Source organism: Paenibacillus sp. HWE-109, assembly GCF_022163125.1.
Lineage (GTDB): Bacteria > Bacillota > Bacilli > Paenibacillales > NBRC-103111 > Paenibacillus_E.
Window position 1 is genome coordinate 7,415,757 of sequence record NZ_CP091881.1, and the last position, 21,353, is coordinate 7,437,109.

Here is a 21,353-nt window from a genome sequence, read left to right on the forward strand (position 1 = left end):
AGTGGAACAGCTTCGACTTCATGCCAACGATTTAGTGCATCTGCTCCCTGAGCTTTCTCTGGTTGCTACCGCGATCATCCTATCTCTCTTGGATTTAATCCTGCCGAACAAAGTAAATCGCTCCATTATTGGCTGGTTAACCTTGGTTGGCATAGCGGTTTCTGCCGTATTCGTCATTCTTCAATTAAATCCAGCTGAACCGTTTGAACTGCTGAATCAAAGCTATCGGGTAGATGATTTCTCCAATCTGCTGAAATTATTTACCTTAACAGGGACGGGATTGATTGTCCTCATGAGCCTTGGCTTCGTGAAAGAGGATGCGATTCCGCATGTTGGGGAGTATTATTACTTCTACCTGCCTGCGGCATTGGGTGCAATGATTATGTCGTCCTCCGGAGACCTGATCACCCTTTATGTAGGTCTGGAGCTGTTAAGTATTACTTCGTATTTGCTCGTAGCGATGAAGAAGAAAGACACGCAGTCCAACGAAGGAGCTTTTAAGTACCTCGTCATGGGAGGGATTTCCTCGGCCATTATTTTGTATGGCATGTCTTTCCTCTATGGAATGGTGGGATCCAGCAATTTGACGCAAATTGGCGCTGCTCTTCCCACGCTGGTGGCTTCATACGAGCCGCTGCTGTATGTAGCATTCTTCATGCTGCTGGCTGGGTTCGGCTTCAAGATTGCAGCGGCCCCGTTCCACAGCTGGGCACCGGATGTTTATCAAGGGGCACCGACGCCAGTGGCAGCTTTCTTGGCTGTCGTTTCCAAGGCTGCCGGTTTTGCCATCTTGTTCCGAGTCTTCTATGTACTGTTCGGATTTAGCAATTTTGAAGGAAGTCATATTCAATCGGATGTATTCCTTGCCCTATCGGTGATGGCCGCTATCGCGATGGTAGCCGGTAACTTCATTGCCTTGAAGCAAACGAATATGAAAAGGTTGCTTGCCTACTCAGGAATCGCTAATGCCGGATACTTGCTTGTTCCGATTGCAACGTATTTCTCAGGTACGCATTACGCGAACTTTTCTGAATTTATCTTCTATTTGATCGCGTATTTGTTTATGAACATTGGCGCATTTGCCGTACTGATGATCATGGAGCAGGCCGAGGGCCATACCGAATCCAAAGGTTTCGGCGGCTTGTACTACAGAGCTCCGTTAACTGCTTTTGCCATGGTACTGATCGTGCTTTCTTTAGCAGGTATCCCCGTCTCGGGCGGATTCTTCGGGAAGCTCTATATCATCTTGGGAACTATGCAGACCCAGCAATACTGGCTCGGCGCTCTGATGATCGCGACCAGCGTCGTCTCCTTTTACTACTATTTCGGTATCGTGCGCCAAATGTTCATGCGCAGCGACTACGAGCCGGCTGAAGTAAAAGTATCCATTCCGCTCGGAATAACCGTCTGGTTATGTGCGCTGATTGGCGTTGCGCTAGGCTTCGTTCCCCACATCGTGTTGAAGGGAATTGAAGATATCTTCTCGCTCACGAAGGATTTCATTATGAAGATCTAAATGATTGGTATAAACCGTTTCCCTCAGTTAGGGGGAACGGTTTTTTTGCGCTTTCCAATATATACATAGAAAAAATATTTCCAAAAATCTGAACTTTTTGCGACGAAAAACCGTTATATGTATCGAGAAGGCGGGTAATGTGGTATAGATAGAGAAGGTAAAAACCATTAAGCGATAAAGGACTTGTGATTACATGAAATTAATGCGGCATCTGTGGCTCATCGTCCTGACGATACTCGCCCTGGAACTCACAGGAATGGTTACTAACGTAGAAGCGGCATACCCTGTGTCGACCGATCCGATGAGGGTGAAACAAACCTATCTGGATATGATACATATCGATCAAGCATGGGCTGCAGCAGGGGACTCACGAACACCGATCGTAGTGGCTGTAGTAGATACAGGTGTTGATCTCACACATCCTGATTTAGTGGGCAATTTGGTGGAAGGCGCGAATTTGCTTCAGCCATCTAAGAAGCCATATGATGATAATGGACATGGAACGAATGTAGCTGGAATTATTGCGGCTTCAATCAATAACGATAAAGGAATTGCCGGCATCGCGCCGAATGCCAAGATTATGCCGATTAAAGCTTTGGAAGCTGATGGCACAGGCGGCGAAGCAAAGCTCGGCGAAGGGATTAAATACGCTGTTGATCACGGAGCACGTATTGTTGTTCTGTCACTGGGGCTCAATAAATACTCCGACTATATGCAGGGAATTGTGCAGTATGCGGAGGACCGTAATGTTCTGTTGGTTGCAGCTGTAGGCAATGAAGGCACAAGCGTGAAATACCCTGCGGCCTACCCCTCTGTATTGGCTGTTGGGGGAGTCACGTCTAGTAAGAAGGCGGATCAGCGTTCCAATTTTGGGCCTGAGCTTGATTTAGTTGCTCCATGGGATGTCTATACAACAGCGCTCGGAGGCGGCTATCAGTATCAAGACGGAAGCTCGATGTCCGCTCCCCAAGTAGCCGCAGCGGCTGCTCTGGTATGGGGTAAATATCCGGGCATGACCGCGTATCAAGTTCGCTCGCAACTGGAGCAGACGGCCGAAGATTTGGACACAGCCGGCTGGGACCCGACCACAGGCTATGGTTTGCTGCAGGTGGATTTGGCGCTGACGCAGCCGTACAATGAAGATCGTTTTGAGCCTAATAACCAGAAGAGTCAGGCAGCCAAGCTGCCCATTCATACAGCCGTCAAAGCTTCCATTGCTTCGGCCCAAGATGATGATTGGTTCGCGATTGACGCCGCTTATGATGGATTTATTGAGTTGTGGCTTCACACCTCAGACAGTTCAGGCATCCGAGTGAAGTTTGATTCCGGTGAAACGTTTACTGCTGCCAACAGCAGCGATGCCAATCAGCCTTTTAAAATTGCTGTGACCAAGGGACTTACTTATGTGCAGCTCCAGTCCGTGGATCGCACACGAACAACAGCGATTCCATATTCGCTGGTCACTGATTTTGTTATTTATAAAGACCCTTTTGAAGATAATGATAAACAGTACAAAGCTTTTTCACTGCCTGGGCGCAGCCAAACGATCCGTGGCACTTTTGATAAAAAAGATGACCTCGACTGGTTCGTTTTGAATTTGGACCATTCGGGTACGATGCGCGTTAAGCTTTCCGTTGATACAGGGCGAATTGATCCGATGCTCCTCATTCAGAAGGAAGGCGAGAAGGCTATTTCGATTGATCAGGGTGGAGATGGCGCTCTTGAAGTCAGTCCTCTCATGGATGTGTTTCCAGGGCAGTACTATATTCGCGTCAGTAATATGAAGGACTATTCAGAGCCGATTACCGGTGAGTACACACTGGAAATTGAATATACGCCTAAGCTGATTGATCCGAATGAGCCGAACGATAAATCGTATCAAGCGACCTTTGCAGCGATGAATTCTGTGTATGAGGGCTTGCTGCATACGAATGACGATGTCGATTGGTTCGAATTCCGGATGGCGAAGAGCGGGTTAGCCCAAGTGCGCCTGACGAACATACCAACCTCACGCATCATGTATGCGACGTTGTATGATAGTTCTCTGAAGGAACAAAGCTTCTATCGAAATGAAGCGGGTTCTGATCAATTATTCATCGAGAAGACGCTGGATGCGGGTACTTATTATATAAAGCTTCAAGCCAATCAATGGTTTATGAGTCAAATGTATCGGTTGAAAATAAGCAGCTACACACTTGTTAGCGGATTTGCCGATATCGAAGGGCATTGGGCGCAGGCAGCGATCAGCCAGTTAACGGAACAAGGCGTCATTAGTGGGTACGGGAACTATCGATTTGCTCCCAATCAGCCCATTACACGCGCAGAAGCAGCGACGGTATTGACGCGAGCGTTAAAATTGTCGAAGCGCAAAGAGCTTATTTTTAGCGATATGAATACTTCGCACTGGGCCTATGAATTCGTTGCTAAGGCAGTGCAAGCCGGCATTGTCAGCGGGTATCCGAATGGCACATTCGGACCTGATCGTACCCTCACGAGGATGGAGATGACGCAGATGCTCGCAAGCAGCATGAATATGACCGGGAAGCGACGGGGGAACTCTCCTTTTACCGATGTGGATGATTCGTACTGGGGTGTTGGTATTCTGAAACAAATGTCGTCGGATGGCTGGATCGCTGGTTATGAAGACGGTACATTCCACCCCGATGAACAAGCAACACGTGCGGAATTCGTTACAATGTTGGCCAAAGTAATGAATCGTTAATTGATGAGAAGGAGTGGCCTATGGGAGAAACAGACAAGTGGAATGAAGCGTCAAAATATGCTTCGATGATGAATATGGTCGATATTGGCGTCTATATACTCTGCATTGGTATAGCTTGGTGGGCCTTGCAGGCGTTCCGATTTGACGTCCTGCTCAAGAGGCCCAAGGCCGCGCAGGCGATCATGCTTCAAATTTTGCTGGCTATTGGGCTTGGACATTTGGTAGCGAGTTTTTTCATTCAGTATTTAGGTCTCTCCATGGGCTTCGGAAAGATGTTTTAATTCGATTTATCGAATAATGAATTAATTTGTTGTCAACAATGGTAATAGAACGGATCGAAAAATGAGATCCTCTTCGAACTCTATGAGGGTGTTTCCGAATACCAAAAGAACACAGTTGTAACTGTATGGGTTGAAATGATAAACTTAGGAAATGTGCAAAGCCTTGTAATTTAAAATAAGTGCGCGGAGGGACCATGATGAGCAAAATTATCGTCCGCGGTGGCCGAAAGTTAGCTGGCAATGTGAAAATCAACGGAGCAAAGAATGCGGTTCTGCCGATTATTGCAGCTTCCATTCTGGGGTCGGAAGGTGAAAGCGTCATCCATGATGCGCCTCCCCTTGACGATGTACTAGTCATTAATAAAGTTTTACAGAGTTTAGGTATTGAAGTGGAATATGACCGTCAGGTTATTCGTGTTCGTGCGCAGACCATCAGCACATGCGAAGCCTCTTATGATCTAGTCCGTAAAATGAGAGCCTCTTTCCTCGTGATGGGTCCTTTGTTAGCCCGACTGGGTCAAGCGAGAATTTCGCTGCCAGGCGGCTGCGCGATTGGCACAAGGCCAATTGATCAGCATCTCAAAGGCTTTGAAGCGATGGGTGCCGATATTGAACTGGGTCAAGGCTATATCGAAGCTAAAGTAAAAGGGCGCCTGAAGGGTGCCAAAATTTATTTGGATGTAGCCAGTGTTGGCGCAACCGAGAATATTATGATGGCGGCTACGCTGGCTGAAGGCACCACCGTCATTGAAAATGCAGCGAAAGAGCCGGAGATTGTCGATTTGGCCAACTATTTGAATGCCATGGGTGCAACCATTCGCGGTGCAGGTACGGGTGTCATTCGAATAGAAGGCGTCGAGAAGCTTCGTGGTGTCGTACATACGGTTATACCGGATCGGGTGGAAGCGGGTACGTATATGATCGCGGCAGCTATTACAGGCAGTGAGCTGTATATGGAGGGCGCGATCGGAGATCATCTTCGACCGGTTATTTCCAAAATGCAGGAAATGGGCGTTATCATTGATGAGGATGAGAACGGTATCCGCGTTTGTGCTTCAGGACCACTGCGCGCGGTGGATGTGAAGACACTGCCGTATCCAGGCTTTCCTACGGATATGCAGTCGCAGATGATGGCATTGCTCATGGTGGCGGATGGCACGAGCCTAGTCACCGAGACGGTGTTTGAGAACCGTTTCATGCACGTGGAGGAATTCGCGAACATGAACGCTCACATTAAGGTCGATGGCCGGACGGCCATCGTTAGCGGCAACGCGAAGCTGCAGGGTGCCAAGGTCTGCGCAACAGACCTGCGCGCAGGCGCAGCGCTGATTCTGGCCGCACTGGCGGCGGAAGGTGAAACCGAGATTACAGGCGTTCACCATATCGATCGCGGATACGTGGATATTACGGACGTACTGCGCGAGCTTGGCGCCGATATTCATAGATCGGTGCCGCAGGAAGTCGAACAGGAAGCCGCGGAGCTGGGCTTTTTCAACATCCAGCCGACCTTAGCGTAGGCTGAATAGATTGACCGTCGGGGCAGGAGCTCCGGCGGTTTTTTTGGGCTTGGGGGCAGCGAAGCTTGCCTCGGATGTCGCCCAGGAGGGGTGCTGTGGTGAGGGACCCTGGTGGGCGGTATGGACTCCCCGCCGTGCTGGAGAGAGGGCCATGCGCTGTGGACCCCCGCCACGCTGAGAATAGGGCAGCTGAACGTGCTTATTTGTTCGAATGTGGATGAGGTTATCCCATAAGTAACAAAATAAATTTGTGTGACAGCTCCAAAAGTTTAGGTTTGTGTGATTTGAGAAGGAGCTAAGCGGCTAGTACATGCTTAGCTCCTTTATTTTGGGTCCACCGCTGCTTTCTTCAACAGGCTATGGGCATGCCAAGGCCCGAAGCAGCCCCGCCCGCACCCGTTCGTCTCCCGTCCGCCCTCATTGCGCCGTCCCAACCCCAACCCCATCGCCTCCCCTCCGAATTCCTGCCCAACCCCGTCTCAACCCCGTCTCAACCCCGTCTCAACCCCGTCTCAACCCCAACCCCAACCCCAACCCCAACCCCACCCAACCCCAACCCCAACCCCAACCCCAACCCCAACCCCAACCCCAACCCCAACCCCAACCCCAACCCCAACCCCATCCGCCTCCCGTCCGAATTCCTGCCCAACCCCGTCTCAACCCCGTCTCAACCCCCGTCCGCTGAGCCCCCGCCCCGCCTAATCAATTTGTCATTCTAATGAACTGTACAATGCTTATAGACGAGAAAATGGCTACTTTGGAAATCTAATGAACTTAACTGGCGTTATCGAGCAGCTTATAGGCGGAATGAAGCCCGTTTGCATGAGATAACGCGTCGGGGATTCATTAGATTTTCCAAGTGAGCCATTTTGACCGAATAAGGGTTACTGGGTTCGTAAGAGGGGCTTGGGCTTGCCTGCCTCCTGGTTTGACTTTTGCGACAGCAATACTTCAACTGCAAAGGTTATATTATATTTCCCTGCCATATGCACCACCAAATTGGTATTTTTTATACTACAATAATGATTTCGACATTTTCATACAAATGTTGTCAATTTTAAACTATTGATTAAAGTTTATATAATTGTATTATTAAATATGTAAGTAAATCCAATTTTTACACTAGTTGGGAAGGGGGGTAAATTCAACTAGAACGTTGAAATCTATAGTTCGAGCCAAATACACTAATCATTTAATTAAGAGAAGGAGAGAAATGTAATGATGATGAGAAAAAAAGGAACTATTTCACTACTTACCTCAATGCTACTTGCAATGATAATCCTACCTACAGGCACAGCGCTCGGCAATCCAACCAATCCAACTAATCCAACCAATCCCCCCCAATTGAAGACGGTCCTGACAACAGGATGGGGGCATTCGTTATTTTTGAAGGCAGATGATACTTTATGGGCCTGGGGGGATGCAAACTTCGGACAATTCGGCACCGGTCCAAGTCAGAACAGCAGCGCTGTTGCGGTTCAAAACACACTTGTTCAAAATATTATTGATATTTCGGCAGGAAATGAACACCACAATTTGGCACTGCGCAGCGATGGCATCGTATTCGCGTGGGGAACTAACGGTGTTGGTCAACTGGGAGATGGCACGACATATATAAATCGTAATAACCCGGTTCAAGTGAATAATTTAACAGGTGTAATCGATGTCGAAGCTGGTTTTTACCATAGTTTAGCTTTAAAATCCGATGGAACGGTATGGGCTTGGGGGAGTAACGGTTACGGTGAATTGGGAGATGGAACAACTACAAATCGGTCAACGCCTGTGCAGGTATCAGGACTCAGCAATATCGTGTCCATCTCAACGAAAAGCTATCTTAGCCTCGCCATTAAGTCGGATGGAACGGTATGGGCTTGGGGTTATAACTCGGATGGTCAACTAGGAGACGGAACAACAACAAATCGGTCAACTCCGGTGCAGGTGTCTGGTCTCAGTAATGTATCCTACGTGTCAGCCGGCGACACTCACAGTCTTGCCATAAAGTCGGATGGAACGGTGTGGGCTTGGGGCAATAATACAAACGGCCAATTCGGAGACGGCACTACGACGAGTCATACGACTCCGGTTCAGATTCCAGGTCTGAGCAACGTAAAAGTAGTAGAAGCGGATTATCATCATAGCTTGGCGATTAAAAATGACGGAACGTTATGGGCTTGGGGTTATAACGATTTTGGCCAACTGGGAGACGGTACGACAGGTTCGACATATCTAAGCCCTGTTCAGGTAGCAGGCATAAGCGGGGTAACGGCCGTGTCTTCGAGTGGAGTTTTCACTGTGGCACTAAAGTCAGACGGAACGGTATGGGCATGGGGTCATAACTATTGGCGCGAACTTGGAGACGGTACAAGGATTAACCGTTATACGCCGGTTCAAGTAACAGGTCTGTAAATCTAATGAACAACTGTTCCATAAGTTCTAAATGATAGGATCCCCTCATGATTGACAACGATAAAAGGTCATCTCCTAAGATGAATTTGACGTTGTTGCCCGGAGGGGATTTTTCTGTTTATAACTAGACGTCAAATCAAATTCATAAGCTACTTTACGTGTTCTAATCTAGCAGATCCTCTCATAAGCTAAGTCATACCAAATACCTGCTAGTAAACGCGCTTATGGAGGCTGCTGAGACGATGTTGAAGAAAAAACGTGTTCCTGGCCGCGGGGTCATCCTATGGATGGCCGTTTGTTTGTCTTCTATGCTCTGTGTCACCATTCTTGTTCCTGGATTGCTAGTCAAGAAGATTCCAACCGGCGACTCATCTTCTGCTCAAACGATCGATGATGGCGCTAATCAAGAGGCTGCTGCGCAGCAGCAAGGTTTGATGATTCCCGTGTATTTGACGAAGAAGTCGGTAGTTGAGACGGTCCCACTGGAGCAATATGTGAAAGGAGTTCTAGCAGCGGAAATGCCAGTCGATTTCGAGTTGGAGGCGCTGAAGGCACAGGCAATGGCTGCGAGAACGTATGTAGTGCGTAGGGTGATAGAGAAGGATTACAGCAATATGCCAGTGGACGATGCTCTTGTAACCGATACTACTGCGCATCAAGCCTATCTTACTGAACAAGAGCTGAAGGACAAATGGGACAAGCGCTCGTACGAGGCAAATATGGCCAAAATTGATAGAGCCGTGAATGAAACCAAAGATATGATTCTCACTTATGAGCATAAACCCATTAATGCAACCTTCTTCTCTACGAGCAATGGGTATACTGAGAATTCGGAAGATTACTGGCCTTTCAAGAGTCCCTATTTGCGCAGTGTCTCCAGTCCATGGGACGTAAAGCTGTCTTCTCGCTATCAAGAAACGGTTGAGATTACGTATAAAAGTATGCTACAAAAGCTAGGCGTCACAAGCATCGCTACCACAGGCACCAATGCCAAAGGGATGAAAGTGCTAGAATGGTCGGCTGGTCATCGGATTAAAAAAATGGCTATCGGAGGCAAATCCTTCTCTGGTCGTGAAGTTAGAGAGAAGCTAGGACTAGCATCCTCGCAATTCGATTGGAAATGGTCTGGCGCCAAAATCATCATTACGACCTATGGATTCGGCCACGGCGTTGGCCTAAGCCAGTGGGGCGCCAATGGTATGGCCAAAGAGGGCAAGACGGCGGAGCAAATCGTAACCTATTATTACACTGGCATCTCTATCGAAAAGGCGGCGCCTTTTATCCAAAAATCTTAATTTGCAGGGTCTCTATAAAAATATCTTTCTTCAAGTATAAAACCTTTAAATGTGTCAAGAATGGTTGATGAGGTGATAACCATGAGTGATCAAAACAAAGGTTTTCAAAAAGAAGAAGCTCCTAAAACTGTTCAAGGGGCACAAGGTAGTCCATCCGCATGGAAGAGGTTGCTTGCTAAGAAGTGGGTATTCCCAGCGACGTATGTGGCAGCAGCAGCAATTATCTTAACCTTAATGTGGGTGTACCAGGACACAGGGACCAAGACAGTCAGCGAAGCAGAACTGGGCATTAAGGTTAGCAGCAATGAGAAAACAGCGGAAACACCAGATGGGGCCGTTGCGGTCAACGCACAACCGGAGACGATGCAGTGGCCGGTTAAAGACAAATCTTTGGTTAGTGTATCAATCCCGTTCTATGACACCAATGCAGCAAATGATGTGAAGCAGGCGGCTATGATCCAATATAACGATCAATTGACGCCGCATACAGCGATTGACTTGAAAACCAAAGACGGCGCGGCATTCGATGTCCTGGCTGCTTTGAGCGGGAAAGTTACAGCTGTAGATCAGAACCCAGTTGTAGGCAGTCTGGTTGAGATTACGCACACCAATGGCTTGATTAGCGTCTACCAAAGCTTGTCAGACGTCAAAGTTGTCAAAGGTGCTGAAGTGAAGAAGGGCGACATCATCGCCAAGGCTGGCCGCAATGAGTTCGAGAAAGAAGATGGGGTACATCTTCACTTCGAAGTTCGTCAAACCAGTGATAATGCTGCGGTTAATCCAGAAACGCTTCTGAACGCGAAACAGTAATCTTCTCACCAAACAGCTACATAGATAGGGGCAGCGGGTACATCCTGCTGCTTTTTTGCTTTGATTTTGAAAATAAATATGGGAAATGAGCTTGTCAGGCTTGGTTACGTAGAATATCTAGTCATGCCCCTCATATACTTTACCAAACTATCTCGAGTAGGGAGGCGAGGGGAGTGCACGATTACATCAAAGAGCGAACCATTAAGATTGGTACCTGTATCGTCGAGACCAAGAATACGGTTCGCACCATTGCTAAGGAATTTGGCGTTTCCAAAAGCACGGTGCATAAGGATTTAACGGAAAGATTGCCGGAAATCAACCCGGACCTGGCCAATCAGGTGAAACACATTTTGGAGTATCACAAGTCCATCAGGCATCTAAGAGGAGGAGAAGCGACGAAAATTAAGTATCGAAAGACGCGGAACCCTAAGCTTTCCGAAAACTTGGTAACTGTAAAATCCTAAAGAACCGCTTCATCCCGGTGGCTTCCTGAAACTGGTCTTGTCGAAATTTCACGGAAAAAGAGGAAATAATGCATTTGCAGCGAATTTAGCTTATAATTAGAACTATCTATAAGAGCGCCGATTCTTCACGGGATGGACGGTAGATTTAGGGAGGATTAACTTGAAATGTTAAGCAAGGATATTGGAATAGATCTCGGCACGGCGAATGTGCTTATTCACATCAAAGGACGCGGCGTTGTGCTCGATGAGCCTTCCGTAGTTGCGATTGAAAGCGATACGAAGCGCGTACTGGCTGTTGGAGAAGAAGCTTTCCGCATGGTGGGCAGAACTCCCGGCAACATTATCGCTATTCGTCCATTGAAAGATGGCGTTATTGCGGATTTTGATATTACGGAAATGATGTTGAAACATTTTATTGCCAAAGTAGGGGGCAAGAACTGGTATTCGCATCCTAGAATCCTGATCTGCGCCCCTACCAACATCACCTCGGTCGAGCAGAAGGCGATCCGCGAAGCGGCTGAGCGCAGCGGTGCCCGAGAAGTATTCATGGAAGAAGAGCCTAAGGCGGCCGCGATCGGTGCCGGTATGGATATCTTCCAACCAAGCGGCAATATGGTTGTAGATATTGGCGGAGGGACAACGGATGTTGCCGTATTATCCATGGGCGATATCGTGACCTCCTCCTCCATCAAGATCGCTGGTGATAAGTTCGATATCGCGATTACGAAGTATATCAAAAACAAGTACAAGTTACTCATTGGTGAGCGGACAAGCGAAGATATTAAGCTGAAAATCGGAACGGTATATCCACACGGCAGAGATCAAGAGATGGATATTCGCGGAAGAGATATGGTGTCCGGTTTGCCACTTACGATTACCATTCACTCCAGTGAAGTACAAGAAGCTCTGTGGGATCCAGTTTCCTCGATCGTCACGGCAGCGAAGAGTGTCTTGGAGCGTACGCCTCCTGAGCTTTCGGCAGATATTATCGACCGTGGTGTCATTCTGACGGGCGGCGGGGCCTTGCTGCATGGGCTGGATCAATTATTGGCAGATGAACTGAAAGTACCTGTTCTTATCGCAGAAGATCCTATGTCTTGTGTTGTTAAAGGGACAGGCATCATGCTTGATAATTTGGACAAAGTATCCAAGCGCAAATTCAACTAGACAAGCTGTACAAGAAACTACCCAAGAGGTGAAGACATGTTAAGAGGACTATATACCGCGGCGGCAGGCATGATCTCGGAACAGCGCAGACATGACACGATTACAAACAATATCGCCAATATCAATTCACCAGGCTTTAAACAAGGTAATTCATTGTCTCGTTCGTTTCCAGAGATGCTCATATCCACGATTCGCGGTGGACAAGGTGCTTCGACGGCGCCGCTTGGGAAGATGAGTCTAGGGGTATTTGCGGAGGAGAACATCTCCATTCACGCACAAGGTGATTTGCAAGAAACGCAAAATCCTTTCGATTTTGCGCTTGTCTCGAACATTCAAGTGCCGGGCATGACTTTCGATGCTACAGGGAAATACGTGAATCCAGACGGAGAGCGTACATTTCAGCCACAGGCTTTGTTTACGGTATTGAACGCAAATGGAGAGCAGCGCTATTCTTTGAATGGTAAGTTCACCGTCGATACGACGGGTCAACTCGTTAATGCCAACGGTAATCAAGTACTGGGACGTGATGGACAACCTCTGCTGCTGACAGACGGAACAGGTCAACCGATCCGCGCATTCAAAGTAACGGATAAAGGTGAGTTTCTTGATGGGGAAGGCCGTCCTCTGCTGAACGCTGCAGGACAACCTATTGGCCTGATGATCTCACGTGCCGAGAACCCGAATTTGCTGCTGCGCGAAGGTAACGGCATGCTGCGGATTAATCCGGGCGACGAAGCAACTGTCACCCAAGTGGCTGCAGCTGATCAAGTCGAGGTTCGTCAAGGTTTCATTGAGCGTTCTAACGTGGATTCTGCTCAATCGATGGTTGATATGATGTCAGCGCTTAGAGCATATGAAGCCAACCAGAAAGTTATTCAATCTTATGATAAAAGTATGGATAAAGCAGCCAACGAAGTAGGCCGCGTCTAATCTAGCTTGCGAAGGAGCCAGCCATGAACAATTCCATGATTAACTCATCGGTATCCATGCACAGCTTACAGCAAAAGCTGGATATTCTGTCTAATAATATAGCGAATGTGAATACGAACGGCTTCAAAAAGAAGGAAGCCTCCTTCGAAGACGTTCTGACGAACGTCAAATCGCAACCGGAAGGATTCCGTCAACAAGGGCGGTTTTCTCCGTTAGGTTTCAACCAAGGTTGGGGTTCCAAACTGGTGCAAATCCAGACAAATCTAGCTCAAGGACCTATTCAACCTACGGGCAATACAACGGATTTTGCTATCCAAGGGGACGGGTTGTTCGAAGTCTCGGTCAGCAAAATCGACGGAAATGGGAATGCTGTGTTCCAGCCAGCTTGGACGCGCAATGGTGCGTTCAGTCTAACGCCGGACAACAATGGCGGCACGATCCTCACAACCAAAGAGGGACATTATGTGACAAGCGCTAACGGCACCCCGATTCGTGTGCCTGCTGGCCTCAAACCAGTTGTTCAAGAGAATGGAACGGTCATGGGCTATAACGAGCAGGACCCTGCTGCTGCACCTATTCGAATAGGCCAAATCAAGCTGGTTCGCGTCGTGCGTCCACAGCTTCTCCAGGATGTCGGAGACAACCTGTATACGATTCCTGCCGGGATAACGGCGGCTGAGAAGGCCAATATCTTGCAAGATGTGAACGGTCTCGATACAACGAACAATCGCGTAACGCTGATGCAAGGGTTCCTGGAGCAGTCCAACGTAACGTTATCGGATGAAATGACAGATCTGGTTATCGTGCAAAGAGCGCTTCAACTGAACTCCCGGGCTATTACATCTTCCGATCAGATGATGAATATTGCTAATAATTTGCGCGCCTGATCGTAGAAAGGGAGGGATAGGGCTCGATGTCAGACAAGCCTGCTCCAACGAAGAAGAAACCAAGGCCGAAATGGCTGAATATCATATGGATTATTTTCAAAATCATTCGTATCCCTGTGCTTTGCGTGCTAGCCGTTTATATCGGACTATGGGTAGGTTATACCAAGCTTGGTCACCAGCCGGCTGGGGAAATCTTTCACATGAGCACCTGGCGTCATCTATACGATCTGGTCTTTGCAAATTAACTCGGACTCCCTTACTGGGAGTTTTATTTTTGCCTTAGCAGCGGTATAATGAATGAAGGCTTATGAACAGATACCAGAAATTAGGTGCGGGAGGGGTACTTTGAACATACCGAACATGCTCACCATTAGCAGGTTTGTACTAATTCCTGTGTATCTCATGATCTTTTTTAGTGGACATATCCAAATTGCCTTTGTGATTCTCTTGGCAGCAGGGCTTACGGATATTCTTGATGGTTACATAGCCAGAACGCGCGGACTCATTACCCCAGTGGGTGTTATGCTGGATCCCCTTGCGGATAAATGCATGATGATAGCGGTTATCTTGTCCTTGCTCATCACACAGATGATTCCTTGGCAAGCAGCAGCGGCAATGTTTATTCGGGATGCGGGTATGATCGTCGGCTCTGCGATATTTCATTTCAGAGGCAAATTAACGGTCCCAGCGAATGTAATGGGGAAATTAACGACAGTCCTCTACTACTTTGCTATCCTCTTCCTTGTGTTTAAATTAACCTTCGCGATAACTTATTTGTGGTTTGTAATCGGGGTTTCGTTCTTAACGTCCTTCATTTACATTTTTCAATTCCTCTTATTAAATCGGAGTGCTAGAGCTAAATAATACCTATATCGTAACAAGAGCTTATGTTAAGGGACTGTGCACAACCCGCTGACATAAGCTCCCCTATATGAACCTTCATTTCTGCAGTTAATGAAGGGACAACTCTATTGTAAGTGATTCCCTTGTATTTTATACAAGGCTATTCGAAAGGAGTATCACCTGTTATGTTAGATATTAATCAAATTCAAGAGATTATCCCGCATCGCGCGCCCTTCTTGTTGGTCGATCGCATTTTGGAAGTAGAAGAAGGCGTTAGAGCCGTTGGTATTAAGAATGTAACGATTAACGAACCATTCTTCGCTGGTCATTTCCCAGGTTACCCGGTGATGCCGGGTGTACTGATTGTGGAAGCGCTGGCCCAAGTAGGCGCAGTGGCTGTATTGTCCATGCCTGAATACAAAGGTAAAATTGGCCTGTTTGCAGGCGCAGATGGCATTCGTTGGCGTCAGCAAGTGGTTCCGGGTGATACCCTTACGTTAGAAATGACGATTACACGGGTAAAAGGAACTATTGTCAAAGGAAATGCAGTAGCCAAAGTAGGTGACAAGGTGGTAGTTGAAGGTGAACTTATGTTCGCCCTTGCTAATAAATAACCCATAGATAAAAAGGAGATGAACCTAGACTACTATGACGCGTGTACAATCAGAGTATCAATTATGGTTAGAGGATCCAGCGGTGGATGCCGAAACGAAGAAAGAACTGCAAGCCATTCGGGACGATGAGAAAGAAATTGAGGATCGATTCTATAAAGATCTCGAATTTGGCACTGGCGGACTTCGCGGTGTGATTGGTGCTGGAACGAATCGAATCAACGTATATACCGTTGGACGCGCAAGCCAAGGCTTGGCACAGTATGTGAATGGAACGGGCGCAGCAAGCCCATCCATAGTCCTGGCTTATGATTCACGTCATATGTCGCCGGAGTTCGCTTTAGAAGCTGCCCTTGTATTCGCAGGGAATGGGATTAAAGCGTACCTTTTCCAAACGCTTCACGCGACGCCACAGCTTTCTTTTGCCGTGAGATATCTAGGGGCAAATGCAGGTGTTGTCGTTACAGCAAGTCACAATCCGCCTGAATATAATGGTTACAAAGTATATGGCGCAGACGGCGGACAGCTTGTGCCTGAGTTTGCCGAGCAAGTTATCGCTGAAGTGCAAAGCATCGATTCTTTCAACAAAGTGAAGAAGCTGAGCCAACAGGAAGCTGAAGCGCAGGGATTGCTAGCTTGGTTAGGAGAAGATGTGGATCAAGCGTACATCCAATCCGTTACGGCGATTAGTCAGAATCCGGATGTCATTCAGCAGATCAGCGATGATTTCCGCATTATCTTCACACCGCTTCATGGTGCTGGGAATGTGCCTGTTCGCGAGGTGCTGAAAGCTGTTGGCTTCGGACAAGTTCGTGTTGTGGCTGAGCAGGAGTTGCCGGATGCACAGTTCTCGACCGTGAAATCTCCGAATCCGGAAGAGAGAGAAGCGTTCACGCTTGCTATCGCGCAGGCCAAAGAGTGGAACGCGGATATCATTATCGGAACGGATCCAGATGCCGATCGCATGGGCGCGGTTGTCAAGGACCCAAGTGGAGAGTACGTCGTTCTATCCGGTAATCAATCCGGTGCGATCATGGTTAACTATTTATTGTCCAGTTTGCAAGAACGTGGCACACTGCCAGCGAACGGCGTTGTCGTCAAGACGATCGTAACAAGCGAGATGGGTGCTGTTATCGCGAACCATTACGGAATTCCTACCTTGAATACGTTGACTGGCTTCAAATATATCGGAGAGAAGATGTCGCAGTTCGAGAAAAATGGCGAGCATACCTTCTTATTCGGATATGAAGAGAGTTACGGTTACCTGGCGGGAGACTATGCGCGCGATAAAGATGCCGTTATTGCAGCGATGCTGATTGCAGAAGCAGCAGCGTATTACAAAAAGCAAGGCAAAACTTTATATGAAGTCTTACAGGAACTTTACGAATCCTTTGGTTACTTTTTGGAAAAACTGGAATCAAGGACGCTTAAAGGGAAAGACGGCGTGGAACAAATCGGACGTATGGTTGATGCATGGAGAACGAATCCACCGACTGAAATCGGCGGTATCCGCGTAGCAACGTTAGCGGACTACGCCAAAGGCGTGGACGGGCTTCCGATCGAAAATGTACTGAAATTCACGCTTGAAGATGGATCATGGTTCTGCTTGCGTCCCTCAGGAACAGAGCCCAAAATTAAGTTCTATTTTGCGGTAAAAGGATCAACAGGTCCGGCAGCCGCAGCGCAGCTGGATGGCATCATTCAATATGTACTTAGCCGTGTAGACGGATAATGAAATAGGATCAATTGAACCTCTTCAGAACCTAAGTCAGGGATAGGTCGTCTAATGAATAAATGGAAACAAAATCCGTATTCATTTGGCCTATCTCCGAAGCTCAGGAACTGGAGGGGTTTTCGAGTGTATAAGGGACTGGCAAGTAAATGCTCTAAGGAGTGAACAATAGGTGAATTGGTATAAAACTTGGAATAACCCGCTCAAAAATGTACTCTGGTGGCTCGTGATTATCGGCATGTTGGGCTCGCTGCCGCTTGCTTTCACACGTCATCAAACGGAAACTTCGGCGAATCAAGTCGAGTTTGTTTTCGATTATCGCGATTTGCTGGATATCTCAGATATTCAGACGAATCCACAGAGCTTCGTTGCCCAACAGTTGAAGAATATGAAGGCCGCGGGAATTCAGTCTTTGGCTGTTTATGAAAGCACCCTGGCGGAACTCAAAGAAAGCCGTCGCATTGAAGTGTATAACTCACGTGACGCCGCAGCGCTTACCCAAACATTCGGGAATCCGAATGAGAATTACACGTATGTTTTATTCCCGGATATTGCTACACAGCAAAAGCTGGAACCTCTTATTCAGAAAACATTTGCGGATTTGCAGGTCGGCGTTAAGCCTTGGAATCTCAGAAATAAAACGGGACTTGTCATTCAAATGAGCTCCGATGATGCCTCCATTAAGACCATGGATCCAGATCCGATCACGTTGCAAACGCTGAAAGATCAAGGGTTTCAAATTGTCGTTCGCTTATCGAATCGCAGAGCTTTTGTTACCAATGAAATGGATCGTCTGCTGAAGCAGCTTCATGATTTTGGGGTGAAGCGAATTATTGTAGATGGCAATGAAGTGCCTGCTTATACGGAGGATGACACAGAGCTGAACCTGAATAAAATGGCGGATCTACTTCACAAATATGACATCGGACTAGCAGCAATCGAGATGCTGAAGGAGCCGCAAAAAGGATTTAACACCTTAGCCAAGCAAACCAATTATAATGTCGTTCGTCTGCATTCGTTCACGGAGAAAGACGGCGAGAAATTGATGGAACCGCTCAAAAAGGCGGAGTTGGAAGACCGCATTCAAGGGGTTGCAGATCGGTTGGTCCTAGCGGTGAAAGATCGCAACATCCGGATGGTGTTCCTGAATGCGAAGCCGCTCAAAAGCTTGGATAAAGGGAAGCTGGTAGACCCGCTTGCTTCGCTCTATGAGAGCTTGCAGGGCAAAGATGGCGCCATACCGCGCATCGAGAAAGCTGGGTTTACACTGGGGCCTGCGGAAGCTTTTACCGTAGAAACATCAGGCTGGCAGAAAATTGCGCGTGTGTTTATTTTAATCGGCGGGGTTAGCTTAATTGTCCTCGCGGTTTCGTTCTTTATTCCAGAATCCGTGCTGTTATTGTTCGTTCTCGGGATCTTGGGAGCCGTAGCTCTGCATACTCTTTCCGCGAATTTATACGCGCAGGGACTAGCTTTGGCGACAGCCATTTGCGCGCCTAGCGTGGCGATGATGCTGGTCGTTCGATCCGTGCGTTCAGGCGCTGCTTCCAAATGGAAATCAGGACTTGCATACGGCTTATGGCAGCTGCTCAAAACATCGTTAATTTCACTCATTGGCGTCGTATTCGAAGTTGCTTTACTGAATCACATTACGTATTCTCTGGTGCTGCAACAGTTCCGCGGCGTCAGCGCGCTTCATCTGCTGCCTATTGCTATTGTTGGACTGTATCTGCTGTTCTTCAGTGAGAATAATACCTATGGGGACAAAATAGCGAAGGTTCGCAAGATATTCTCTTCCTATATCAGTGTTCTGTGGATTGTGGTAGCTGGCATTATCTTGGCGGCTGGTTATTACTACTTATCCCGCACAGGGAATGAGGGACAAGCCTCTTCGGTAGAGAAGTTGTTCCGGTCTTTCTTAGAAAATACGCTAGGTGTGAGACCTAGGACCAAAGAGTTCTTGTTTGCTCATCCGCTCTTCTTGCTGGGAGCATACTTATCCGTTCGCTATAGTAATGCGATCTATGTTCTGTTCATAGGTGTTATGGGGCAATTATCGATTGTGGATACGTTTGCTCATCTTCATACGCCGCTGCATATCTCTTTAATCCGTATTACCTATGGGCTAGTATTCGGTGCATTGATCGGCATTGTCCTGATTATTGCTTGGGAAATCATCACGAGGAGTTGGAAACGATGGGTTCCTCAGTGGTCAAAATAGCGCTATCCGGCTACTATGGTTTTGATAATAGCGGTGATGAAGCCGTCCTGCAGTCTATTTTGTTCGCTTTGCAGGAACAAAGTGAGGCTCAAGGGATTCAGATTGAGCCGATTGTGCTCTCGGCGAATCCAGAGAAGACATCGGCGATGTATGGCGTTAAGGCCTACCATCGGATGAAGCCTGGACCGCTGCTTCGCGCTTTGCGGGGAGCGGACGGCCTGATCAGCGGTGGCGGCAGCTTGCTGCAGGACGCTACAAGTTCGAAGACAATTCCGTACTATTTGGCTGTTTTGAAACTTGCGCAGTGGCTTGGGAAGCCTACGTTTATCTATTCCCAAGGCATCGGCCCTGTGGGCCGTCCGATGTTCTTTGGCTGGATCCGCAGCGTATTCCAGCGCTGCGCGTATGTGTCCGTCCGCGATACGGAGTCCGTGGACTTGCTAGGGCGGATGCGCCTACCGCGGGAGCGCGTCACTGTCGTGCCAGACCCCGTCATGGGTCTGCCGCTGCGCGTTAACGGCGCGGCTGTGGGCGCGCCGGGTGCTGGGCGGACGGTCGGCGTGTCCGTCCGCTTCTGGAACGAGGACCGCTCGGAGCTGGAAGCTCTCTCGCGGTCCTTAGCCTTGCTGCTCGCCGCACACCCTGATGTGCGGCTGCGGTTCTTGCCCTTCCACCTCCCTTCGGATGAGGTGGCGTCGCAGTTCGTGATCGACCGCTTAGGCGATCACGGGTCGCGGGTGGAGATGGCGCGAGGCGTCGTCCATCCGCAGGACATGCTGGCGCAGGTCGCGGCATGCGACCTGCTGATCGGGATGAGGCTGCATTCTTTGATTTATGCAGCCTCGCAGTATGTGCCTATGGTAGGCATCTCGTACGATCCGAAGATCGACCAGTTCCTCCATAGGCTTGGCATGAAAGCCGCGGCATCGACAGCCAGCTTCGATGCGGATGCCTTCGCTGAGGAGGCGCAGCGCCTCCTCGCGGATCGCGAGCAGTGGGCGGCGTCCAGCCGCGCCGCCATTGAAGAGCTCAAAGCGCAGGCTCAGCTCCCTGCGCAGCGCATTGTCTCTTTTTATAAGCAAAAGGCTCAAAAGTAGCAACTAAAATCCAATCGTTAACGTCACATAAAGGAAGAGATATCTATGAGCGCACCATCAACAAAGCCTCCTACTGGGGCTGTATCGGCCCATTCGATCCCGAAAGTTAGGATCTATGGGGTACCCATCTCCCAAATGAGTATGGACCAAACCGTAGCCTACCTTACGAAGGTTATAGAACAAAGGCAGCCGCATCAAGTCATAACCGCCAATCCGATTATGGTCATGGCCGCTCAGGAAGATCCTGCTTATCTGAGCATGATGCAGCGCGCTGAGCTTATTGTCCCTGATGGAACAGGTGTCGTCTGGGCCTCCGGCTATGTCAAACAGCCTGTTGCGGAGCGGGTTCCCGGTTATGACCTGCTTCATAGATTGATGAAGGTCGGCGAGTACCATAAGTGGAAAGTCTACTTGCTTGGAGCCTCATCAGAAGTTATACAAGCAGCGGCTGACAAGCTGCGCACCACATATCCGGGCATTGAGCTTGTGGGTGTTCGCGATGGTTATTTCGGAGATGCAGAGGATGCTCAAGTCATTCAGGACATCGTCGCTGCCGCGCCGGACCTTCTTTTTGTAGGCAGATCTGCAGCTAGTCAAGAGCCTTGGATTGCGAAATATAAGCAACAACTGGGAGTACCCGTTATGATGGGTGTAGGGGGAAGTTTTGATGTCCTTTCGGGCAAGCTAAAACGAGCACCAGTCTTATTTCAAAAACTACGTCTTGAGTGGTTTTACCGCCTATTGCAGGAGCCTTGGCGCTATAAACGCATGCTCTTACTCCCCAAGTTTGCCATCAAAGTGATGCGTGACAAAGAGAAAGTCACGAAATCATGAAAAATTGTATGAAAATTGCC

At 48.3% G+C, this 21,353-nt stretch carries 18 protein-coding genes; all 18 read left to right on the top strand.

The annotated features are described in order from the left end of the window. Window position 1 precedes the first annotated feature (1 nt). The 18 genes from LOZ80_RS31870 to LOZ80_RS31955 all read left to right on the top strand — a co-directional run bounded on the left by LOZ80_RS31870 (window position 2) and on the right by LOZ80_RS31955 (window position 21,333). Window positions 2-1,516: an NADH-quinone oxidoreductase subunit N gene (locus LOZ80_RS31870; protein WP_238168335.1), complete on the top strand. Its 1,515-nt coding sequence runs from the start codon at window positions 2-4 to the stop codon at window positions 1,514-1,516. Between the two features lie 193 nt (window positions 1,517-1,709). Then, on the top strand, window positions 1,710-4,238 hold the full coding sequence (locus tag LOZ80_RS31875) for a S8 family peptidase (protein ID WP_238168336.1): 2,529 nt from the start codon (window positions 1,710-1,712) through the stop codon (window positions 4,236-4,238). A 20-nt stretch (window positions 4,239-4,258) separates the two neighbouring features. Further along, entirely contained in the window at window positions 4,259-4,519 is a 261-nt protein-coding gene (locus LOZ80_RS31880; RefSeq protein ID WP_229757977.1) for a DUF1146 family protein, read from the top strand. 197 nt (window positions 4,520-4,716) lie between these two features. Continuing rightward, the gene (murA, locus tag LOZ80_RS31885) at window positions 4,717-6,036 is read left to right on the top strand and encodes a UDP-N-acetylglucosamine 1-carboxyvinyltransferase (protein ID WP_238173174.1); all 1,320 of its coding nucleotides are present in this window, start codon (window positions 4,717-4,719) and stop codon (window positions 6,034-6,036) included. 1,218 nt (window positions 6,037-7,254) lie between these two features. Next, on the top strand, window positions 7,255-8,442 hold the full coding sequence (locus tag LOZ80_RS31890; protein WP_238168337.1) for an RCC1 domain-containing protein: 1,188 nt from the start codon (window positions 7,255-7,257) through the stop codon (window positions 8,440-8,442). A 242-nt stretch (window positions 8,443-8,684) separates the two neighbouring features. After that, window positions 8,685-9,737, top strand: a complete 1,053-nt coding sequence (gene spoIID, locus LOZ80_RS31895) for a stage II sporulation protein D (protein ID WP_238168338.1) — start codon at window positions 8,685-8,687, stop codon at window positions 9,735-9,737. Window positions 9,738-9,818: 81 nt separating this feature from the next. After that, the gene (locus LOZ80_RS31900) at window positions 9,819-10,547 is read left to right on the top strand and encodes a M23 family metallopeptidase (protein ID WP_238168339.1); all 729 of its coding nucleotides are present in this window, start codon (window positions 9,819-9,821) and stop codon (window positions 10,545-10,547) included. A gap of 173 nt (window positions 10,548-10,720) precedes the next feature. Beyond that, window positions 10,721-11,011 (top strand): sporulation transcriptional regulator SpoIIID, encoded by a 291-nt coding sequence (gene spoIIID / locus LOZ80_RS31905; protein WP_047682268.1) that lies wholly within the window; start codon window positions 10,721-10,723, stop codon window positions 11,009-11,011. Window positions 11,012-11,176: 165 nt separating this feature from the next. Then, on the top strand, window positions 11,177-12,178 hold the full coding sequence (locus tag LOZ80_RS31910) for a rod shape-determining protein (protein ID WP_189020323.1): 1,002 nt from the start codon (window positions 11,177-11,179) through the stop codon (window positions 12,176-12,178). Between the two features lie 36 nt (window positions 12,179-12,214). Next, window positions 12,215-13,108 carry a flagellar hook-basal body protein gene (locus tag LOZ80_RS31915; RefSeq protein ID WP_238168340.1) on the top strand — a complete coding sequence of 298 codons (894 nt, stop codon included), beginning with the start codon at window positions 12,215-12,217 and terminating at the stop codon, window positions 13,106-13,108. A 23-nt stretch (window positions 13,109-13,131) separates the two neighbouring features. Continuing rightward, the gene (locus tag LOZ80_RS31920; RefSeq protein ID WP_238168341.1) at window positions 13,132-13,995 is read left to right on the top strand and encodes a flagellar hook-basal body protein; all 864 of its coding nucleotides are present in this window, start codon (window positions 13,132-13,134) and stop codon (window positions 13,993-13,995) included. A 26-nt stretch (window positions 13,996-14,021) separates the two neighbouring features. Next, the gene (locus tag LOZ80_RS31925; RefSeq protein ID WP_238168342.1) at window positions 14,022-14,240 is read left to right on the top strand and encodes a DNA-directed RNA polymerase subunit beta; all 219 of its coding nucleotides are present in this window, start codon (window positions 14,022-14,024) and stop codon (window positions 14,238-14,240) included. A 100-nt stretch (window positions 14,241-14,340) separates the two neighbouring features. Continuing rightward, complete coding sequence (locus LOZ80_RS31930) at window positions 14,341-14,859, top strand: CDP-alcohol phosphatidyltransferase family protein (RefSeq protein WP_238168343.1); 519 nt, start codon at window positions 14,341-14,343, stop codon at window positions 14,857-14,859. A 164-nt stretch (window positions 14,860-15,023) separates the two neighbouring features. Next, on the top strand, window positions 15,024-15,452 hold the full coding sequence (gene fabZ / locus LOZ80_RS31935) for a 3-hydroxyacyl-ACP dehydratase FabZ (RefSeq protein WP_079417028.1): 429 nt from the start codon (window positions 15,024-15,026) through the stop codon (window positions 15,450-15,452). A gap of 34 nt (window positions 15,453-15,486) precedes the next feature. Beyond that, window positions 15,487-17,181, top strand: a complete 1,695-nt coding sequence (locus LOZ80_RS31940; protein WP_238168344.1) for a phospho-sugar mutase — start codon at window positions 15,487-15,489, stop codon at window positions 17,179-17,181. Between the two features lie 172 nt (window positions 17,182-17,353). Then, window positions 17,354-19,402 (top strand): DUF5693 family protein, encoded by a 2,049-nt coding sequence (locus LOZ80_RS31945; protein WP_337950985.1) that lies wholly within the window; start codon window positions 17,354-17,356, stop codon window positions 19,400-19,402. Next, the gene (gene csaB, locus LOZ80_RS31950; protein WP_238168345.1) at window positions 19,378-20,499 is read left to right on the top strand and encodes a polysaccharide pyruvyl transferase CsaB; all 1,122 of its coding nucleotides are present in this window, start codon (window positions 19,378-19,380) and stop codon (window positions 20,497-20,499) included. Before LOZ80_RS31945 ends, csaB begins: the two co-directional genes overlap by 25 nt. Before the next feature lie 45 nt (window positions 20,500-20,544). After that, a complete protein-coding gene (locus LOZ80_RS31955) occupies window positions 20,545-21,333 on the top strand; it encodes a WecB/TagA/CpsF family glycosyltransferase (RefSeq protein ID WP_238168346.1) in 789 nt (262 codons plus the stop codon). Window positions 21,334-21,353: the final 20 nt, after the last annotated feature.